The sequence below is a fragment of the Enterobacter cloacae complex sp. 370H10 genome (assembly GCF_050031535.1).
Taxonomy (GTDB): domain Bacteria; phylum Pseudomonadota; class Gammaproteobacteria; order Enterobacterales; family Enterobacteriaceae; genus Enterobacter; species Enterobacter intestinihominis.
The window spans coordinates 4,044,551-4,063,548 of record NZ_JBLGWG010000001.1; the positions used below are offsets into that span (position 1 = coordinate 4,044,551).

The following is an 18,998-nucleotide window of genomic DNA, read 5'->3' on the forward strand; positions in this document are numbered from 1 at the left end:
AAGAAGCGCCTTGCGGAACGAAGGTAGACGTACTGACTGAGGTTCACTCCCCTCTCGACTGGTGGCGTAATGCCGCCAGGTTTTGATTCATATATGCCGTCCGTTAACGCATTTATATCTGACATACCTAATTTATCCTGATTCTTTTTTACACAAAGTAAAAGCATCACTTAATGCGATATGTGGATGCCGATAGTTTCAGGCTAATGTTATAAGTTTTGCAATCGTTGCCAGTTTGGACACCACAGAAATGTCAGATGTAATTCCAAAAAGAAAGATTTCCGTCCTGAACGCACAATAAGGTTTGTCGAAAGGCAAATTATAGATTTGTAATTTCGAGCACCATATGGAGAAGTTTTTTATACTTTTACGAACATAGTGACCTTTAGGAAAAGCTTAAAATAACACCAAACCTAAAGGGGAATAAGAATGAAACATCTCGCTTTTATTACTGCTGTAGCCGGACTCGGTATGTCTGTTCAGGCCCCAGCTCAGATATATGAATCGGCCTTTAAAGACACGAACGGTATTGAGATCCACGCCCCGTCTTCTCGTCTTATGCTTAATCCGGCATCACCGGTAACTTTGACACTTATTTCAGGTCTTGATCGTTTCGTTAATGTCAAAGTCACGAAAGACACTGGAACTGTCATTCTTAATACTACGACTACACGGACGGGTGTATCAGACCGACTAACAGCTGCTGACGGTAGTGAGTTCTACGGCAAAAAAGTAACTTTGCCTGCTTTGGGTGAAGGCAAATTTGTCGTTCAGATAAACGTGTTAGATCTCAATCAGAAGCCTGTAGCGACCTATAACTATAACTGGCTAATTGATGTCACCCCTCCAGCGGCAAATGCTCTTACCGCTAATACTGGTTCTGGCTCTACCGCTGGTGACGTGTGGAAGCTTGGATTAGAGGCAACGGGGCAGTATGACTTCACCTCTTCGGGCGTAAGTGATGCAAATGGTATTGATAAGGGCCTAATATATATTTACAGGCAGGACGGTAGCCTCTACAGCACTACACAGATGCAGTATGACGTATCCGGCCAAAAGATGTACCACACTTACTCTAAGAATTCAGTTAAGGGAACCGGAATACCAGACAGCAACCTGGATGAAGACTTTACTGCAAAAGTTGTTATCTTCGATAACGCAGGTAATAGCCGAACGCTGCCAACTCAAAAATTTCGCTACGACAACACGCTGGGTGAGATGACACTGTGGGCCGTTCATGATCCAAATACGTCTTCCAGCGTCGTACCCGGGGTTTCTAATTATCCGGCTTACAAAGCCGGTATGGTCGTTAACGAAAACCCTATTCGATTAGTCTACCGGATCCCAAAATCTAACTACCGTGCTTATTCAGAAGGTGGGCTTCAGTTCATCAATCAATATTCCGCCCCCAAAGAGATAGCTGTAGACAGCACTTATGCTTATGTTGAAATGACTCTTCCCTATGGCTCAATTAATGGGGATATGGCTCGTATGGCGAACTTTGGCCAGTGGGGAGGGTATTATCCGTCATACAGCCTCGTTCTAAACCCATCTGCAAACCAAACGCCTGCATTTGCGGGTACCTGGGTAGATTTCCTCGATGATAAGGGGAACTGGGTTAAGTGGAAGGATTTTGAGAGTGTGGCTTCATCACGACTGCCAATTAAAATTTCCCGACTTCGTTTTAACGTTGAAGCCCGGCCCTTTGCACAAGAGATCGGCGGTAAGGCGACCTGCACCATTCCGGCAGGAAAAACCTCGTGTGAAGCGCCTGAGACGTTTGATATGGCCTTGGGTACCCAGGGCTACAATAGGATCCTTTACTTCGTTCGCAGCATCAGCAATCCCATTTTGCGGTCTGAGCAATGGATTATGACACGCTGGAACAATAAACAACTGCCGGTAATAAACTCGATATCATATGACGAGACTAACAAGCAGCTGGATGTACTGGCGTCACTTGAAGGCGATGGTAACTGGTTCGACTCGGTCTCATTGAGGGAATTTTATCTTTCCGATAAGAACACCGGTACCCGGATGTCACCCACAGGCGTAATCAAATCTCGTATCTCAGGTAACTACACGATTGCTTATGATTTATCCCGTCAGTCTGAAGGAAAATACAACGTTGAGGTCAACATCAGGGACTTCTTCCAGAACCAGACCAATAAAACTTTCGGAGAAATTGCTCTGGATAACACTCCTCCGACAGTGGCCATAACATTCGACGGAAAGCCGGTAAAAGACGATACGGTAGTGTACGGCCTGGAGAACCTCAGGATCGCTCTGGCAGATAATCTGACAACCCCGAGGATAACCCGTCTTCAGCTCGTAGGTGGCCCCACAGCTGATAACGTTGAGCTTACGTGGTCACCGGCAGGCAAAGATACATACATGCCTGAGTATCCGAGGCTGTTCCCAAATTTCGAACCATCTGAAAATTATTCAATTAGCGTAACAGTTGCCGATAGTCAGTCGAATACCAAAACCTATACTCAGAAGTTCAGTTATCTACCGAATAACCTTGTGCAGTTACATAATCTACGCACATTATCGGTCAGTTCGCCTCTCAAAACGACAGATGGCGTACCCCTTGCGTACCTGTCCACTAACGTTCTGCGTAAGACAAATGGAGAAATTGCTAAAGGGGTCCAGAACGCAACGCTGACTGTGCGGAAGGATGCAGCCTTCGGTATTAAATTTAACGGGGCACAGGCGGCTCCAGGTGAGTCAGTTGAGGTGCAAATAGATATGGGCCAGGGGGATAATCTTCTGTTACCCGTTTATCCTTCCGAAAATGGGAAAGTTGGCACCTCAGAATTCATGATTCAGATCGACGAGTTGAAGTAACTACCCGGAGCCGACAGTAAAACTGACGGCTTCAATTTTACTGCCCTCCTTGACTCCGATCAGCCAGTACGTCTTCAGAGATTCGCAAGGAAGAACCGAAAGAAAAGTTACTTTAATCGTACGTTTCCAGCGATGCTTTTAAAAGACAATGCACACTCGTTGATTACGACAATGGGAGTGAGTGTCGAAACCCTTGAGTAAGGATACCCGGTAAATATACAGCCCCGGGGATCCTCTTCCTTCAACCGGGGATGACAACGGTAGTGAGTCCGGCAACTCACTCCCGTTGTCACTTCTCTGACATATCGTCATACGAGCTTACTCAAGTGCATCCACAAAGATGGGATCGTTTTGAATCTAAACTGGTACTGGTTAGCCAGTCACTTGCATCTATTCCCCCGTCGATACTTAAGTGACAATTGTAGTGATCTGCAATACTGGTGTCTCAGAAACACTGACGACGGTAGAGACTCAATACCCTAACCCCTGACAACAGGAGTGAGCTTAGAGGTGTTACGCTGCTGTCACTTAATGCTTGGGAATTGCCTGACTCACAACCATTGTCATCCGGAGCTACTGATTAACGTTGAACCGCTGGACTTTAATGACAGTGGTAGTGATGGATAGGCTCATTTCCATTGTCGTCATTTTATCGGACAAGCCTCTTCGTCCTACAGGTTTAAGCTGACAATGGTAGTGATTGGATGATCTCACTACTGTTGTCACTCAGTTCTTTGAGCGGACCCTTCCCTCGGTTGGTCGGCATTAACAACGGTAGTGACTCGATTGGCTCACTGCCATTGTCATCGTGTAAATGACGTACCTTATCAGCTCAGCTGAAAGCAATGACAACGGAAGTGACTCTAATTGCTCACTGCCATTGTCGTCGTGTCTATTGAGAGCCTTATCAGTGCACCTGAAAAGCAATGACAACGGTAGTGATTCTAATGGCTCACTACCGTTGTCACCGTGTGTATTGAGAGGATGGTCCACTTAACTGGACGTCTATGACAATGGTAGTGACTTTAATAGCTCACTACCATTGTCGGCGTGTGAATTGAGAGGATGATCAGCTCAGCTGTACGGCCATGACAATAGTAATGACTTAATGAGCTCACTACCGTTGTCACCCTGTTAATTAAGAGGCTCATCTGCTCTTCTGGAAGGCTATGACAACGGAAGTGACTTGCTGGGCTCAGTGCCATTGTCGCCGTATGAATTGAGAGGATCATCCGCTCTTCTGGATGGCAATGACAACGGTAATGACTTAATAGGCTCACTACCGTTGTCATCCTGTAAGTTAAGAGGTTGATCTGCTCAACGGGACGACTATGACAACGGTAGTGACTTGCTGGGCTCACTACCATTGTCACCCTGTGAATTGAGAGGTAGATCCGCTTAACCAGACGTCCATGACAACGGTAGTGACTTTCTGGGCTCAATACCGTTGTCACCCTGTGATTTAAGAGGTTGACCCGCTCTACTGGACGGCCATGACAACGGTAGTCACTTTCTGGGCTCACTACCGTTGTCGCCACATAGAATGAGAGGAGCATCAGCTCAGCTGAACGGCAATGACTACAGTAATGAGCTGGATGAAGCATAACCATTGACATCTGGCCCAACCGGAAGCCGTATTCGCCAATCCAATCGAGATTCACAATGGCCGTGACTCGCCGCATTAAGTTCCGGTGTCCTCCCAAAGCTGAACGCACACTCGGAGGACAATGACAATGCCAGTAAGGTACACATCATTACCATTGTCACTATAGCTACCAGAGAAGCCGGGATTTGAATGTCGATGGTAGTGAGTGGGTCAACTCACTGCCATTGTCACCCCGTTACGATATTTTCCGTTGGATGTACTGGCCAATGAAGTAAAGCGTAGAAACCGGGTGTTAACAGGTGACTCAGGAGAAAGCGTTGAATTCGCAATCTCGATCTACATAGGGTGGTAGAGAACAATGACAACGGTAATGACTTTTGACTCATTACCGTTGACGTGAAAGAGCGGGCTGGGACTAACGAAAATCGAAGAAGTAATTTAGCACCCGGAGCCTGAACCGCCGGGTTAACTTTAGCTGGCGTTGCTGTTCTTTTTCTGGCTTCGAAGACTACGAATATAGCGCAGTTCTTCAGCGGTTAAATCATGGACGGTAAGAACATCATCGCCGTCTATCGGGTCAGCTGGTGGGCATAACTCACCTTCTAAAACAGAAGACCCTGAGTTCTCTTCTTCATCTTCAACCACTTCTAAAGGAGGCTGAGTATTGTTCAAATTCAGATCGGGATCCCGCTTATGAATCTGGAAGTATACTTTTCCGTCTTTCTTAATTTCGGTGTACTGGAGGTATCCTATCGATGCCAACTCTTCAAGAGCCTTTCTCACGGTAGCATTCTGACTATTTGCTCGTGTTTTGAGGTTCAGACGATTTTTCAGCCGAGTAAGGGATATCGGTATAGGATTTGGCGGTAATGACTCTATGAACGTATAGAGAGCCTGGGCGCTTTCCTTCTTGGCCAACTCCTTAATTGCCTTCAGCTGCATCAAAACCTTATGATCGTATTGATAGAGCTCGAAAATCTTAGGATCAACCTGAAGGACAACCTGATCTGATTCCGGGTCTAACAGGGCAGACTGTACCAGATGCGTTGTATAGACTTTGGACGAGTTATTACTGGTGAACGACAAGGTAACGGATGCTAACCTGCGTAAGGAGGCGTCTATACGTTTTCTGGACGCTGTAGATGAGCGATAATTTTCAGGCGTACATAGCTTGAGGAATTCAGTGAATTTTAAGCTTATCGTGTCATTGTTAATCGGATGATTGGCATAGGTTCGAATGATGCCCATCCACGTCTTAAAATCTACTGACATATCAAGACGCTCACCGACAATTGAAATATTGGTGAACCCCTCGCTCTCCATTAAAGAGAGCGTCTGTAACTCTTTCGTTGCGTCAAAGCCAACCGTTTTATATTCCCGATTTTGACGCCCCACACTCTTTGGTGATGGGACGAACAGCCCGAGCCGCATCAAAGCAATAGACTGCACCGTACGGTTGCTGTTAGGACGCAAAATGATGTCTTTACCTGATTCTTTCTCTCTAACAGAGAAAGCCCTGGTGACCAGGTCCTGCTGCTCAGTATCTTTCTCTTTAGTCATAATAAGTTATCACTGAATGTGTAAACAGATTGGTGAATAGTAAGCCCCAGCGAACTCTATGTCACTGGATGGATCATTGTGATGATCCATATCTGTGCATAAGTTCTACCTAAAAAAACGACTCCACTCATTAAAACTTGGCAAAAACTCTTTGCATACAATGACCTGCAACTCTTATCAACAACGGATCAGATCAAGTTAAAAAGATCTAATGAAAAGTCACTACTATTGTCGCTCTGATCACTACTGATGTCAAAAAACTCATTACCAACGTTATAATAATCACTACCAATGTCAAAATAATCACTACTGTTGTCACTGATCACGTCTCAGGCCTTGTGCCGTCTGGCCTGGAGGCAGCGGGGATCTCTTTTGATCTATCAGGAACACTAAGGTACTAATTATTGGAACTACCTTGTGGAAAATGGGGATAAATAAATGCTTAGTTCTTATACAGGTCTCAACTTGCCTCCCTGATAAAAACTGTCGTCAAAGCTAAATCACAGCCACAGGCATTTTCGGTGGATAAATTTTTGAGAAATAGAAGCATACATGCAGACTCGTGTCGCAAGTAATTGAAAGTAATAATTTATTTAAATAATGCGAGTCACCTTACCTTACAGTGGAAGTTTAAGTCTAACCTCACTACCATTGTCACTTAAAATCATTACCAACGTCGAAATAGTCTCTACCATTGTCTTTTAAGTCACTCCCGTTGTCACTTATGTCGCTACTGTTGTCAGTGACAATGCTCCAGCCCAGTAACCATGCGGCCTACAGCGTACCGGGATCTTCTTTGTACTCTCTGGCACCTTTGGGATCATTTATTGGATCTACATGAGGGATAAAATCTTTTGACGATTTCGTAGTGCAGTTATACCAGCGACTTAGCAAGACAAAAGCTGCAATTTAGTGACGAGTTACTAGTCTGCCCAACAAGAGCAATGCAGAGAAGATATGTGGTGAAATGACCATGGTAGTGAGTCTAATCACTACCATGGTCCGCAGTAAGCGTTACTTACGCAATGAACGTCGGACTGATTTGCAACAACATGGGCTACGGCGCATCAGAAGACGGCCGTTGTGCTTCAGCAAAACAGCCCTGCTTTATTTTAATTCTTCAATGTTAATCATGAACTCAGATCTGCCTGTAAGGCCGGATACAGCAGGGAAAATAGGAAAGCTACGGCTGTCCCCGAGCCCCAAATCCAGTTGAAGCTCTTTGCTTTCACCTGGCATCGCAGAAACACCATTTACAGTCACGCCGAATGCAGCGTCCTTACGGACAGTAAGCACTGCGTCCTGAAGCCCTGTAGCGATTGAACCATCCTTTTTACGCAGCTGGCTGGCATACAGAACAGCCAGAGGAGTATTGTCAGATGTTTTGAGAGAAGCATTGACAGCTAAGGTTTTCAGATTCTCTAGCCTGACGAGATTGTTTGGAAGGTAGTTAAATTCGACTGAGCTTTCTTTAACGTTGTTCATCTCATCTTTGGCCTGAACTGTGAGAGTGTATGTTTCGCCTTCATTAAGAGACGGAAAGATCTTGGGATAATTAGGTGCATACAGGTTGTTTCCCAGATTCACCCAAGACAATTCCACCGCATCAGAAACAGGGCCACCGCGAAGAGTCATACGGCTTAAGGATGGTTTAGTTAGAGCATCGGTGAGCTGTATACGGACGTTCTCCAGCCCATATACTGTTACGTTTTTGCTGATCGGTTTTCCTTCGTAGCTAATACTTACAGATGGTGCTGTATTATCAACGACAACAGTTTGATAAGGGAGGTTACCGGTATTGTTGAATGTATCTTGGGCATTAATTACCACGTTATAACTGCCTTCTGGTACCTCTTTCATGTTGAACTCATACGTGTAGTTCCCAGACGCCATATTTCTACCTGTTTGTTTGCCGGTTACGCTTATTTCTGCGTTGTTACGGTTTTTATCTGACAACCAAACTCGATTTACATAAACATGGTCGAAATATGAACCATCTCCAGGTTGATTCACGTAAACCTGGAGAATGTTGGTGGTTTCAATGTAATCAAATCCAGTGACGGAGGGACCCAGTGTATGCCAGGCTATATTCTCCCATATAGGGGCAAAGAAGGTTGCTTCGGTGGTTGACCTTACTTCATAGCCACTATGAAGATAGCCGGTAGTGCCATTTATAATATCCTGGGGCAAAGAGACGGTACAGGTTGTTGAGCCAGCTGGAATACTGCATGTTGCTCCGCCAGTGATTTTTTGATCATATGGCCTAGCCTGTACATTGAACCGGATATTAGTAAGTTTTATAGGCATATCAGATGCCTTGAACAGGTTCCAGTTTACGCTGTTGAACCATGTTCCATCAGCCTTTTGTCGTTCTATGGGTGAACTTCCCCAAGCCGGACTCTTTACAGAGGCAGGATCCCAGTTGAGCCAGCTGGCATACTGACCAAGATCTCCTCCAGACCATTGATATGTATTCACAGGTCTATAGTAGTTTCCATCTAAGGCACCCTGTGGCAGCTTAACTTCCACGTAGACATAGGTGGCATCTTCGGAAAGGACCTGTACTCCGCCATAGTTATTGGTAATGCTCATGCCACCATTTCGATATGGCTTCCAGTTAGTTCTTGGGATACGTATAACCAACTTGTAGGGGTTTTCCAGCACTGTAAGGCCTCGTTTAAACGGGACGTATCCCGAAGAAATGCCGGGTACAACACTGGTGCTTACACGTGAGTCATGAACTGCAAATGGCGTAAATTCTCCCATTTGATCGTCATATAAAAACCGCTGGGGAGGAATGTTAAGCGTATTTCCTGCCAGGTCCGTAACGATGAAATTGAAGGTGAATTCTTCATCAAGATCACTTGAGGGCATGCCAGCCTGGGTGTTCATATCTTTAATCCACGGATAGAACGCACGTTTATTGGCTGTGTCATAACTCAGGTTATTGTCGGAGACCACAGAACCATTACTTCGTTTAATGACAAGACGGATCTTGGCAATTCCACTAGCATCCTCAATACCGTCTGCAAATATAGAAAACTGGCCACTACCGCCTCGGCCCAACTCCCAAAGTGGCCCAGAAAGTACCATGTCGTAACCTGCGTTTTGACTCGGATAAATACTCTTATAGCGTGGAGGAGTTGTATCAACGATGAAATGATAAGTAGATGTGCTCACTACAGTCTGGCGAATATCCAGAGTTTCATTGACTACAGTAAAGGTCCCTTCTCCGAGCGCCGGTAGAACCATATCCTTTCCATAGTATTCTGTTCCATCGGCAGCAACGATACGATCTGCAACGCTCGTTTTGGTCGAGACGGAGGAATACATAACCTTTTTATCGCTGTCTCGTGTGACCGTCACTCGCTCGTACCGATCAAGACCCGATATCAAGTTCAGAGTCAAAACACCAGCGGGATTAAGATATGTTTGTGTTGCAGGCTTAATATTCCGAACAGCCTTATTGGTATCTGTAAATGAGTAGCTAAATACCTGAGCATGTGCCGAAGATACAGTAGCAAGGGCAGTTGCAACCATGCAGCCAATTAGAGTTTTACGCATATGATGCTCCGGGAATAGGTTATAGCCTTATTCTACGGATTCAGCCTACAAGGTCCGGTCGGATAAAGTGATAATTTGCCTGTTAAAAGAGACATCAAGTGAGAAAGCAACCAACGTACAGAATGCAAAATGGCGGCAGTGCATCTGGATGACGCAAAAGTAACTTTTTGTACCCACTTTTTTGGATTTTAGCCTTCAAAATGAGTATTCAACCAATCATAAAAGTAACTTTTGATAGACGCTGCTCCTTTATGTTTGCCAATTGTGCTGATATGTTTTTAAATTCAAGGAAGCGAGATTTTAAAAGCATCTGTTGAGTCAAATTTATGTAAAATAACAGGGTAACCATCACTTCTAGGTTGAGGAAACCCAATGTTATACATGCTCTTATGCTGTTTTCTGATGCTCAACAGTACATTCGTTATGTTCAGAGCAATGTCTGCAATAAGTAAAGGATCCGCTAAAGAAAACCGGTCTGAAATATCGCTGATAGTCCTAGCAACACTTGGAATTGCATCACCATTCATTGTCGCAATGATTACTATTAATGAAAGTATGACATCTAAAACAGTAACAGATTTTTCTTTGGGTGCTCAGTGGTCCGGAATGGTTTCAGCGGTAGCGCTAATGGGGTTATATGCTCGACGCGTTTGGAAAGAGAAGAAGTCCTTATTTACTGGCGCTTTCCTGGCCTCTTCCTTAATGGCCTTTATTTTTACTGACAGCCTTGTTTTCGTATCCCAGAAGGACACCGGCGTTCTGGCTACTTTCGTACTCGATAAAAACGCTGGAGATATTGATTGTAGTCGCCCGGCTATGATTGTCCATTACAGTAAAGGTGTTCCAACGGACTGGCGTTGCCCAACCAGTATCATGTTGATGGCGTATTCTTCATATCCTTTTTTACCTTGGCCTGAGTATAGCCATGGTACCAGCCAGTCTCTTACGGTTGTTATTGATACATTTATGGAAAACGCTGTTAATCTCAGTCAAAAATAATAAATAAACCTCTCTAGTGAGAGGTTTTATAAACCTGAGCCACCAATCTAATTAACTCTATATTTTTGTTTTAGCTTTTTTAAAGGTAGACTTACCGAATAAAACAGCAATTATAGAGCAAAGGCCTGGCGTTAGGACAAAAGCTAATAATGCACTGCCAAAACTTGTCATTTCAGGCACCACGAACCAGCTGATAGGCCACGTCAGGGCAGGTAAATTTAGCGGATCATAAAGCGCATGTAGAGCGCTTAACACACAGTAAAGTGCTAAAAAGCAAACTAGATAAACAACGATCCACATTTTAATTTGCTCAGCAATTTCAAATTTAGGACTGCCCATGCTTTACCTCAGTGGCTGAATATTGATGGTTAATATCTTTAATCACCCGTAAGCACTTAGTGCATACCTTAGTTCGATTTGTCTGCTTGTCCAGAGTGTATTTAACTTCAAGTTGACCTCCAGCATTAAGCAAAGTGAGCATCTCATCTTCTAACACGCTTCGGTAAATGGTCTTGTCCGAGAGTGTGCCCGGTAACGAGTACTCAACATAATTGTTTGAAACTCTTACCGATTTAGGGATTTTACCACTGAGCTGGATTTCATTCGTTGAAGGCATTACAGTTACTTTAATCACAGTTGCCGGTGACCAGAAATCCTGATAACGCACTTTATGAATTTTATCAGCTCTAAGGCCTAACCACACATTTCCGGCGATAAGAACAATAAGCAATCCATAAACTGATCGTCGAATGTTACGCCTTTTAATCACAATGTCCCCCATCCCTCAAATATCATTCTAAATAACTGCACCAGGATATCATGAGCGTAATTAAAAGAATTCTTCATAACCGGGGTTTTCAGTTGAGTTTGCGGACTCTTTACTTTGCGGTTTCTCGCCCTCTATTTGAGTATCCCTGACAGGTTTGGATTTACCCATGCTCCTCTGAAAGGTATCCATAACAAACTCAATATCTTCTTCTGGCAGGCTGGTGGGTTGGTTGCTCATAGGACTTCCTCTTGTTGAATACGTTCGGCGTACAGGATGCGAACCGAAACGGTCGTGTTTTCAAACTCGTTCTCAAAAACGTCCATCCATTCCGTCCGGAATTCTTCCCCCAGAAGGTTATCGAGCCCCTGAAGAGATAATGGAAGAACGGCTGCTAGAGATCCCCCGGCTGCGAGATGAGATGCAGCTGCCTGGAGATGCAGCCTGGCCCGGTTATCGGCAAAAGGTGGGTTCATCACGACATAATCAAACTTCTTCTGTTGATTAGACTTAGACCATGTGAGGAAGTCAGCTTCTGTCGTATCGTATCCCTTAGCCCGGGAGATAAGGCAATTCAAAGTATCAAGCTCGATGCCAGTAACGATCACACCGGCAGGGAATGATTTAAGCAAATCCGCATGGCCAATATTAGGCTCCAGGAGGGTATCCCCTTCCCCTGCACCGAGCAGGGAATATACATATTCGCTGATTCGGCAAGATGAAGGGTAAAACTGATGCGATACAATATCAGGCATCTCCCCTATCTGGCCGATGTAACGAATAACCTCACACGGATCATAGGAAAATGTCACATCGTATTTTGTTACTGTTGCCCCTAAGAACCGAAGGGTGTCAGCGGCAACACTCGAAGATTTGCGTTCGGCGAGAGACCCTAAAGATGTCCAGCAACTCCATTTATTGTCCCCGTCATTTTTAAACATTAGTTCAGAAAGCTGCATCCGGGTATCAAAGTCGATGCACTGCTTAAGTACAGGGAATGCCTCCAAAGATTTCTTGCTATGAGCCATGCGGTCGGCAGGTAATGCCAGCGGTACGATAGCTGATAAAATATTGTTAAGCCGCTCGGCGATATCAGGGTGGACGTCAATATGCATTGATCCATTTTTGTAAACCCTGAAACGAATACTGTTGCCATCGATGCAGATCCATTTTCTGAACCCCTCATGTTCGACCAACGCCTCAACCAATGATTTGGTGTTATGGATCGCCTTCACCTGTTCGCCACGGAAGAATGCGCATATAACGCGGAGCTCGCTCAGTGGTGAAATGCCAGACTCTTTAAAATCCACCCTTAATTTCTGCCAGGGGTATTTAGACGGCTCGCAAACTCCGGTAGTGATCATGCGGGTGGAGAACCCAAAAGCTTTGTTTGTCTTATGACTGCGGCTCAGAGACTGGAAGACGTCGTAAACCCTTTCTTTAATAAATTGATTGCGGTCATTAAGCAAAGCAACGACTGTGCCTACTACAGCGTCAGCTGTGAAATCAGGGATCACCTGAGGCGGCATAATATAGCGGTCGGCCGTAAACTGCTTATCCCATTCGTTACGTTTGGCATCCGACATGATAGGCAAAACATCAGTGAGTGCCATAACGCGTTTCCAGTATTCAGATCTCAGAGCGTTTTCCGCGAACAAGGCATCCGCTTCAGAGATACTGTGGTTGTAGCCTGAGAGATAAGAATAAAGTTTCTGGTGATTGTGGGTTTTGAACTGGACAGCCATGTGTTTCAACAAGCAGAGTTCATCATTATAGGACTCAACAAGATCCGCGATAATGCCGAGCTCTTTGCGCATATCTGGAAGAAATGTTTCAGAAGAGCTAACCACCAGGCTATGAGAGGTTGTTAAAGCCAGTACGCTGTGACCTGCATTATCGGGTTTAGCTTCAGAATCAAGAGATGACATTTTACCGGTCCTTTAGAAAAAACTTTTACCAGGATAGCAACGTCGCTCTGTAACCTAATAGGTTCAGTGACACGAAAAAGTTTTTTATGTCTCTGAATAAAACTTAAAGATGTCAACTCATAGAAAGAAGCAAAAAAAAAGCCCCGCATAAACGGGGCAAGAACGATACATGGAGGTTTAAAAAAGGCGGGCAAAAAGCCTGAATCCTTAATGACTCTGACAAAACCAACACTTTGCCAAAAGTAAATTATTCTGCGTCCGGCTGTGGGTCAGTATCCTGATCGGTCTCTTCCCCTGCCTTCTTAGCATTTTTTTTACGTGGGTATTTTGGCTTCTCACCATTAAGTTTTGCCTGACGATTCTCCGCACGGCGAAGCTGCTTGTTCTCTGATTCTGTGATCTCTTTTGAAAGATTTCTCAGCATCTCCAGAGTACTGCGGTTCAACGTAATGTTGATTTCTTCGTCAGCACTTGAATCTGTCATCTCCGGCAATTCAATATCCCCCAGTTTCTGTAATAAGCTGGTGGTGATGAGTTTGACGCCTTCTACGGCTTTTGTGGCAATAACCGGCGGAATCCGTGCTGGCTTGAAGTCTGAAGGTCTGACTCGTACCTGACCATGTTGGGTTTTTTTCACCGTGATGCCATTCGCATCGGCCTGCTCAAGTTCCGCGATCATCTTCTTGATACGTGAAATTGCTTCTGTTTCACCGAGCTCATCGATCAGTGAAAGCACGTTAACATACGAAATAGCGTCAGCATGAATCCATTTCTTGATAACAACAGAACAGGTTGTCAGGCGGATAAGAGAACTGATGGTCGTCGGGCTTTTATTTTCACGTTGAGCAATTCGTTCGAGTGACCAGCCAGCAAGAGAATGTAGGCGACGATAGGACTCGCCAAGCGCAACAGGAGAAAGCGCAAGACCACGGTTACCATCAATGGTCGCGAGCTCACAGCCAATTTCATCTTCTTTAATCTCAACGCAAAGGATTGTGATGTCATGATCTTCATCACATGCCATCATTGCGGCTTTTAAACGGCAGTGCCCCTGGCGAACAAAAGGTACCCCATCAATGACACGTACTCGGATAGGGTCTACATAGTCACCTCGAATGTAGGCATTCTTGATGTTGTAGATGTGTTCTTCAACCTCAGGGAGCTTATAGTAATCGTCACCCATTCCCATTTCGCGGGAGTTGAAGCCTGGCGTGACCTGAATTACTGAAGGGTGGATAGCCCATGCTTTCTGGTCACTTACTTCAGTACAAAGTTCAGGGTTTGCATCACGGAACTGTTTAAGCCCAGTGACGTAACGACCTGTGCCAGTAACTACTGAAAAGGCAACATGGGCCGTTTTAAAGACCTTGTCATTAGCTTGCTGTGTAGGTTCTGTCAGTAAAACACTCATAGGGGCTCCGTTACATTTTTCTGCTTACTTTCTGCGTAGCGGGGATACTACCGAAAAAAAAATCCATAATTTTTCGCAAAAAAGGTACTTTTTGAGCCTATTCTGATTTTTCACAAAAAAAGAGGGCTCCCCATTTCTTGTGATGGCATCAAAATCGCTTCATAAACAAAGACATAAATCCAAAACATAAAGTTCAGGTATCAGTGAGGAAAAATCTTATAAATCCGCAATGCTGAAAGTCAAAACTGTGCGTCTTAAACAACTTTTTTTTGCTCCCTAAGTTATTAGTTAAAGCCCGTGGTTAGGTACGATACCAGCACCTAAATTTCTCTCTCAGGTATAGACACTTTGACTCGACATCTCAGACACATGCCGATAATCAAATGGGCTGGTGGAAAAACGAAACTGATGCCTTTCATCAGCCATCACTACCCACACGATCATAGTTGCCGGTGGGTAGAACCCTTTATAGGCGGTGGTGCCGTTTTTCTGAACATGTTTGCACAAAATGCATTGCTTGCAGATAGCAATCCAGACTTGATCAACCTATACAGGACTATTCAAAGACAGAAAACTAACTTTATAAATCAGGTCCAAAACCTAGCGGATAAAACCTTTGTCGAAAAGGACTACTATGAGATGAGGGACCGTTTCAACAAAACCTGTATTTCTGGTCAACCGCTTCAAAGAGCGGCTTTGTTTTACTCCCTGAATCGCCTGGGCTATAACGGTATGTGCCGCTATAACTCAGAAAGAATCTATTCAGTGCCCTGGGGGAAACATACAGAACTGAAGCTTGACTTCAATAAAATAGACTACCTTTCATTTCGTCTTTCAGGTATTGAACTGATCACCGCTGGTTTTGAGGAGACTCTGGCCGCAACCGGCGAAGGAGATCAGATTTATTGTGATCCGCCATATGACAAAACAAGCAAAACTAGTTTTGTCAGTTACGATGGTAAACCGTTCAGCCAAAGCGACCACGTGCTGTTAGCAAATATGCTCGTTGACGCTCACAGAAAAGGCGCTGCTGTTGCGATATCAAATAGCCTGACACCATTCACTTTGGGCCTCTATGAAGAGCGTGGATTCGTCATACACAGACTCAGCGCTTACCGATCCGTAGGAAGTAAGCCAAATACACGGAAAACGGAAACAGAAATACTGGCCGTGCTGAAATAGAGTTAATTCTAATCAACGGGGCTAATCCATTCCTGAAAAGTTAATACCTCAGGGTGAGTTCGTTGAACATAAGGTATAAACTGAAGCTCTTCTATTCTCCGGTCGCCCCTCTTTCCTTCGCAAATAAATGAAATGAGTCCTTGCTGAGAAAGCCCAGTAAGGACGCTCATAAGTCTTATATTTAGAGTTTTAAGCTGTAAGTCGTTATTAATGTCCTCCACTTTATGAGAGCTCTGGCCTGAACGTTTAAGATACTCGTAAACCATGAAATTCGAATTTCGTCGTTTTAACAATTTTTCGGTTATGCATTCCTGAATGAAACCGCCAAGAGCATCTAAAAGCGGACTGAGAACTACCGGGAAAGTTAATGTGTAACTTTGAGAAGTTTTAGACAAAGTAAATGAATTTAGAAAGCTAAAGTTAAGTCTCTTTTTTGAATATGGAGCGTAAGCGACAAGAGTAGTTGACATAACAGTAAGTAAAGCTTCAAGATGTTCCACTGTTATTAATGTGGTTTTATCTGTATTTCTTAGATTATGGAAATCAATAAACGCTACTCTTGAACGGCTAAGCCAATCTTGTACTTTAATGTCGATAGAAAATTGCGATATATGATTTGAACATTCATTTTGGTTGATAGGGCATGCAGACGAAAGATGGTTATGGATTATCATGCATAGCACAAAAAAAGGAAATCGGCAGGCTGTGGGGCATTGAAAACCGGTTAAAGAAAGCTTAGACGTTTCATATGCGCTTACCGGAAAAGTAACTTTTCTTAACGTTGGCTTTGACGATGTTCTTGCATTTTTACAAATGAAACCGAGACCCAGATCATTGTGCATTTTAAAGTCCATCTCCATCATCACCTTTTAGCCTTAACTGTATGGTATTGGTATACAAAAAATTAAAAATTATAATTAATAAGATTATCATTTTTTTACTATTGAAAAGGTTGTGATAGAGGGGAATTTAAATGTAAAAGATTTATACTCGCAGATCTTTATGAGGGATAAAACCCATTGCGTAAGCAACAATATTACGTGAGTGAGTCCTAACGACAGTTTAAGTCTTGGCTCTATATTTAAGCAGTAAAACATTTAACTGTCTTGGAGTTTACTTAACTTAAAAACTGTTATTGCAGCATAATTTTTCGAATCAAAATCATAGAATTTTCTGACTTTTCCAGTCAAATGATAACGTTCACCCAATAAAATGTGATCCTGTTTATCGGCCGTTAAAGCGATCCCGTCATTTCTAACTTTACCAGTAAATGTAAAAAAATAACTCCCTTTACTTTTTGCGTACGCGGCCCTGACTTCAGTAAATGTTAGTTCAATGCTTATGACCTGGCCGATATTGTAGCTATGTTTTAAAATTTCTTGTTCATTTTCCGGAGTTTCAGACAACATCACATCAAAGGTTGTAAAGAAACAATCCAGCTGGCGTTCTGTCAAAAAACGGTTATTGTCTAGTTGCGCCAATATACTATTAGAAAACTTAGTGTTAGCCTTTTTTGCTTTCTCAATAAGTACGTGGTTTCTGGATTTCCATGCTTCGAGTGTTGGGTTAACACGCAGTTCCGGAATGTTATCGAGAAAGGTAATTGGCTCTAGTACCACTAATTTTTCAATAATGGGTCCAACTGTTTGCACCCCATGACACTTTTCACATACATCAGCCCCTTTGTGGCCTGTGCCCGCACATTCGTTACATTCTCTTTCGATAGGTGCATAATAATTTCCATCTCCGTTAAGGGATACATTCACTGAGGCTGGTACCATATGACCATCAAGAGTAAAGAAAAGAGATTTCATTTTCGAAACACCTCCAAACGTGCCTCTACGATTGCTACAGCTTCTTTCACAGTTTTTTCATAGTGGTCATGCCCTTCAGGAAATTGGTCAAAACGTTTACCGTGTTCTAACTCTTCCATGTTGCGTTTAAGGACTTCATGAGTTAGAAGCAAATCATTATAATTATCGATAAGAGTCAGCTTTATAGGTTTAATCACTCAACTAATCCTCGGGTTTTTATTCCTTAAGGAGATCTCGAATTTCCAGAAGCTCTTCTAATTTTGGTTTAGAAAGAATGATTGCTGTATTTTCGTCGTTAAGTAAAGACAATAAAATATTTAGCTTTTCATCATTCAAGATTATTTGAACACCATCATCAGAAAATATTACATTTTTACTATCAACATTTTTGAACAAGTGTGCACTATCTCTACCAAATTTTAGTTCTGTTTGAGTATTCGTTATAGATTCCGTATGTGTACTTTCCACAAGCTCAAGAAATTCAGATTTTAGCCGTTCTGTTTTCTTATGCGAGAGGCGCTTAATACCCAAAGTCTTACGTGTGACTGCCGAATTTTTCTTTTCTGGTCCGCCTTTATTTAAGGTGTCTGGTCCTGCTCCAGCTGCATTGTGTTCAGGTATGCCTACAATTTTGCTCGTTGTAGTCTCAATATTCTTAACGCCAGGTAAGAAACCTTCTATATGTTTTAAAACCATTTTGTGATCGTTGGAATATTTTAACATTATTTCAATGGCGAGCGTTTTTTTGATTAGATTTAGGCTAATCAAACGTTGAAGCTCTAATGGCATATCAAGGATTTTTAGCATATTACGAATTGCGGTAGTTGATCGTTGATATCGCATTGCTAGTTCTTCAACCGAATACCCGAGACTAACAGCATGAGCTAATGCATGAGCTTGCCCAACCGGATTTAGCCCATTGCTTCTGTTACCATCGAGGTTCTCAAGGTATTCTTCAATTTCGTTTTTATAATCGATTAAGATAACAGATAATTTTGGAATATTAGCACCTTCAGAAATTGCTAATTTTAAGCCATGAAAACGAGTATGACCTTGACGAACTAAATATTTACCTTTTCTTTTTACGACCTTGATCATATCAACCTGCCTTCCTTCCTTAAAGGCTTGTTTGATTGACACAATCATCGATTTGACAGGTTCTTGTTCGTAACACAAATCTCCGATTACCGCCTCTCGGGGATTAAATCCCTTTTCAATTTCAACTAGATTAGTATCCACTTCAATGACTGTATGTTTGCTGTTGTTCATATCTTCCTCCTGTTTACTACATGATACATGAACCTCAAATTTGCCAAAT

Annotated in this window: 14 protein-coding genes; 3 read left to right on the top strand and 11 right to left on the bottom strand. The window is 43.3% G+C overall.

Annotation, left to right across the window (positions count from 1 at the left end; genetic code table 11):
* Positions 1-429 precede the first annotated feature (429 nt).
* A complete protein-coding gene (locus tag ACQG2Q_RS19905) occupies positions 430-2,850 on the top strand; it encodes an Ig-like domain-containing protein (protein WP_000681217.1) in 2,421 nt (806 codons plus the stop codon).
* 2,077 nt (positions 2,851-4,927) lie between these two features.
* Here ACQG2Q_RS19905 and repHI2 read toward each other — a convergent pair.
* Together repHI2 and ACQG2Q_RS19915 are read right to left on the bottom strand one after the other, a co-directional pair.
* Positions 4,928-6,016 (bottom strand): IncHI-type plasmid replication initiator protein RepHI2, encoded by a 1,089-nt coding sequence (gene repHI2 / locus ACQG2Q_RS19910; RefSeq protein ID WP_000159528.1) that lies wholly within the window; start codon positions 6,014-6,016, stop codon positions 4,928-4,930.
* 1,107 nt (positions 6,017-7,123) lie between these two features.
* Positions 7,124-9,580 (bottom strand): Ig-like domain-containing protein, encoded by a 2,457-nt coding sequence (locus ACQG2Q_RS19915; protein ID WP_001232713.1) that lies wholly within the window; start codon positions 9,578-9,580, stop codon positions 7,124-7,126.
* Positions 9,581-9,952: 372 nt separating this feature from the next.
* On the opposite strand from ACQG2Q_RS19915, the gene ACQG2Q_RS19920 reads away from it, so the two are divergent.
* The gene (locus tag ACQG2Q_RS19920; RefSeq protein ID WP_000966518.1) at positions 9,953-10,579 is read left to right on the top strand and encodes a hypothetical protein; all 627 of its coding nucleotides are present in this window, start codon (positions 9,953-9,955) and stop codon (positions 10,577-10,579) included.
* Positions 10,580-10,636: 57 nt separating this feature from the next.
* Here the strand turns inward: ACQG2Q_RS19920 and ACQG2Q_RS19925 are convergent, their stop codons facing one another.
* The 5 genes from ACQG2Q_RS19925 to ACQG2Q_RS19945 form a co-directional block, all read right to left on the bottom strand.
* A complete protein-coding gene (locus ACQG2Q_RS19925) occupies positions 10,637-10,918 on the bottom strand; it encodes a hypothetical protein (RefSeq protein WP_000535423.1) in 282 nt (93 codons plus the stop codon).
* Positions 10,905-11,348 (bottom strand): hypothetical protein, encoded by a 444-nt coding sequence (locus ACQG2Q_RS19930; RefSeq protein WP_001805248.1) that lies wholly within the window; start codon positions 11,346-11,348, stop codon positions 10,905-10,907. The genes ACQG2Q_RS19925 and ACQG2Q_RS19930 overlap by 14 nt, the downstream gene beginning before the upstream one ends.
* A gap of 60 nt (positions 11,349-11,408) precedes the next feature.
* Complete coding sequence (locus ACQG2Q_RS19935; RefSeq protein ID WP_000070862.1) at positions 11,409-11,585, bottom strand: hypothetical protein; 177 nt, start codon at positions 11,583-11,585, stop codon at positions 11,409-11,411.
* Positions 11,582-13,273, bottom strand: a complete 1,692-nt coding sequence (locus tag ACQG2Q_RS19940) for a DUF4942 domain-containing protein (RefSeq protein WP_000096325.1) — start codon at positions 13,271-13,273, stop codon at positions 11,582-11,584. The genes ACQG2Q_RS19935 and ACQG2Q_RS19940 overlap by 4 nt, the downstream gene beginning before the upstream one ends.
* A gap of 247 nt (positions 13,274-13,520) precedes the next feature.
* Entirely contained in the window at positions 13,521-14,684 is a 1,164-nt protein-coding gene (locus ACQG2Q_RS19945) for a hypothetical protein (protein ID WP_000114860.1), read from the bottom strand.
* A gap of 369 nt (positions 14,685-15,053) precedes the next feature.
* On the opposite strand from ACQG2Q_RS19945, the gene ACQG2Q_RS19950 reads away from it, so the two are divergent.
* A complete protein-coding gene (locus ACQG2Q_RS19950) occupies positions 15,054-15,866 on the top strand; it encodes a DNA adenine methylase (RefSeq protein WP_001121574.1) in 813 nt (270 codons plus the stop codon).
* A gap of 8 nt (positions 15,867-15,874) precedes the next feature.
* Here ACQG2Q_RS19950 and ACQG2Q_RS19955 read toward each other — a convergent pair whose 3' ends face one another.
* The 4 genes from ACQG2Q_RS19955 to ACQG2Q_RS19970 all read right to left on the bottom strand — a co-directional run bounded on the left by ACQG2Q_RS19955 (position 15,875) and on the right by ACQG2Q_RS19970 (position 18,949).
* On the bottom strand, positions 15,875-16,729 hold the full coding sequence (locus tag ACQG2Q_RS19955) for a hypothetical protein (RefSeq protein WP_000970401.1): 855 nt from the start codon (positions 16,727-16,729) through the stop codon (positions 15,875-15,877).
* A 234-nt stretch (positions 16,730-16,963) separates the two neighbouring features.
* Positions 16,964-17,680 (bottom strand): zinc finger-like domain-containing protein, encoded by a 717-nt coding sequence (locus ACQG2Q_RS19960; protein WP_000838219.1) that lies wholly within the window; start codon positions 17,678-17,680, stop codon positions 16,964-16,966.
* Entirely contained in the window at positions 17,677-17,877 is a 201-nt protein-coding gene (locus ACQG2Q_RS19965; RefSeq protein ID WP_000594930.1) for a hypothetical protein, read from the bottom strand. Before ACQG2Q_RS19965 ends, ACQG2Q_RS19960 begins: the two co-directional genes overlap by 4 nt.
* 19 nt (positions 17,878-17,896) lie before the next feature.
* A complete protein-coding gene (locus ACQG2Q_RS19970; protein WP_001065778.1) occupies positions 17,897-18,949 on the bottom strand; it encodes a hypothetical protein in 1,053 nt (350 codons plus the stop codon).
* Positions 18,950-18,998: the final 49 nt, after the last annotated feature.

What these genes read in the sequence shown, in the direction of transcription:
- ACQG2Q_RS19945 (WP_000114860.1), bottom strand. Translation starts at nt 14,684, where the DNA reads ATGAGTGTTTTACTGACAGAACCTACACAGCAAGCTAATGACAAGGTC.
- ACQG2Q_RS19970 (WP_001065778.1), bottom strand. Translation starts at nt 18,949, where the DNA reads ATGAACAACAGCAAACATACAGTCATTGAAGTGGATACTAATCTAGTT.
- ACQG2Q_RS19955 (WP_000970401.1), bottom strand. Translation starts at nt 16,729, where the DNA reads ATGATGGAGATGGACTTTAAAATGCACAATGATCTGGGTCTCGGTTTC.
- ACQG2Q_RS19940 (WP_000096325.1), bottom strand. Translation starts at nt 13,273, where the DNA reads ATGTCATCTCTTGATTCTGAAGCTAAACCCGATAATGCAGGTCACAGC.
- ACQG2Q_RS19905 (WP_000681217.1), top strand. Translation starts at nt 430, where the DNA reads ATGAAACATCTCGCTTTTATTACTGCTGTAGCCGGACTCGGTATGTCT.
- ACQG2Q_RS19960 (WP_000838219.1), bottom strand. Translation starts at nt 17,680, where the DNA reads ATGAAATCTCTTTTCTTTACTCTTGATGGTCATATGGTACCAGCCTCA.
- ACQG2Q_RS19950 (WP_001121574.1), top strand. Translation starts at nt 15,054, where the DNA reads ATGCCGATAATCAAATGGGCTGGTGGAAAAACGAAACTGATGCCTTTC.
- ACQG2Q_RS19920 (WP_000966518.1), top strand. Translation starts at nt 9,953, where the DNA reads ATGTTATACATGCTCTTATGCTGTTTTCTGATGCTCAACAGTACATTC.
- ACQG2Q_RS19915 (WP_001232713.1), bottom strand. Translation starts at nt 9,580, where the DNA reads ATGCGTAAAACTCTAATTGGCTGCATGGTTGCAACTGCCCTTGCTACT.
- ACQG2Q_RS19925 (WP_000535423.1), bottom strand. Translation starts at nt 10,918, where the DNA reads ATGGGCAGTCCTAAATTTGAAATTGCTGAGCAAATTAAAATGTGGATC.
- ACQG2Q_RS19935 (WP_000070862.1), bottom strand. Translation starts at nt 11,585, where the DNA reads ATGAGCAACCAACCCACCAGCCTGCCAGAAGAAGATATTGAGTTTGTT.
- repHI2 (WP_000159528.1), bottom strand. Translation starts at nt 6,016, where the DNA reads ATGACTAAAGAGAAAGATACTGAGCAGCAGGACCTGGTCACCAGGGCT.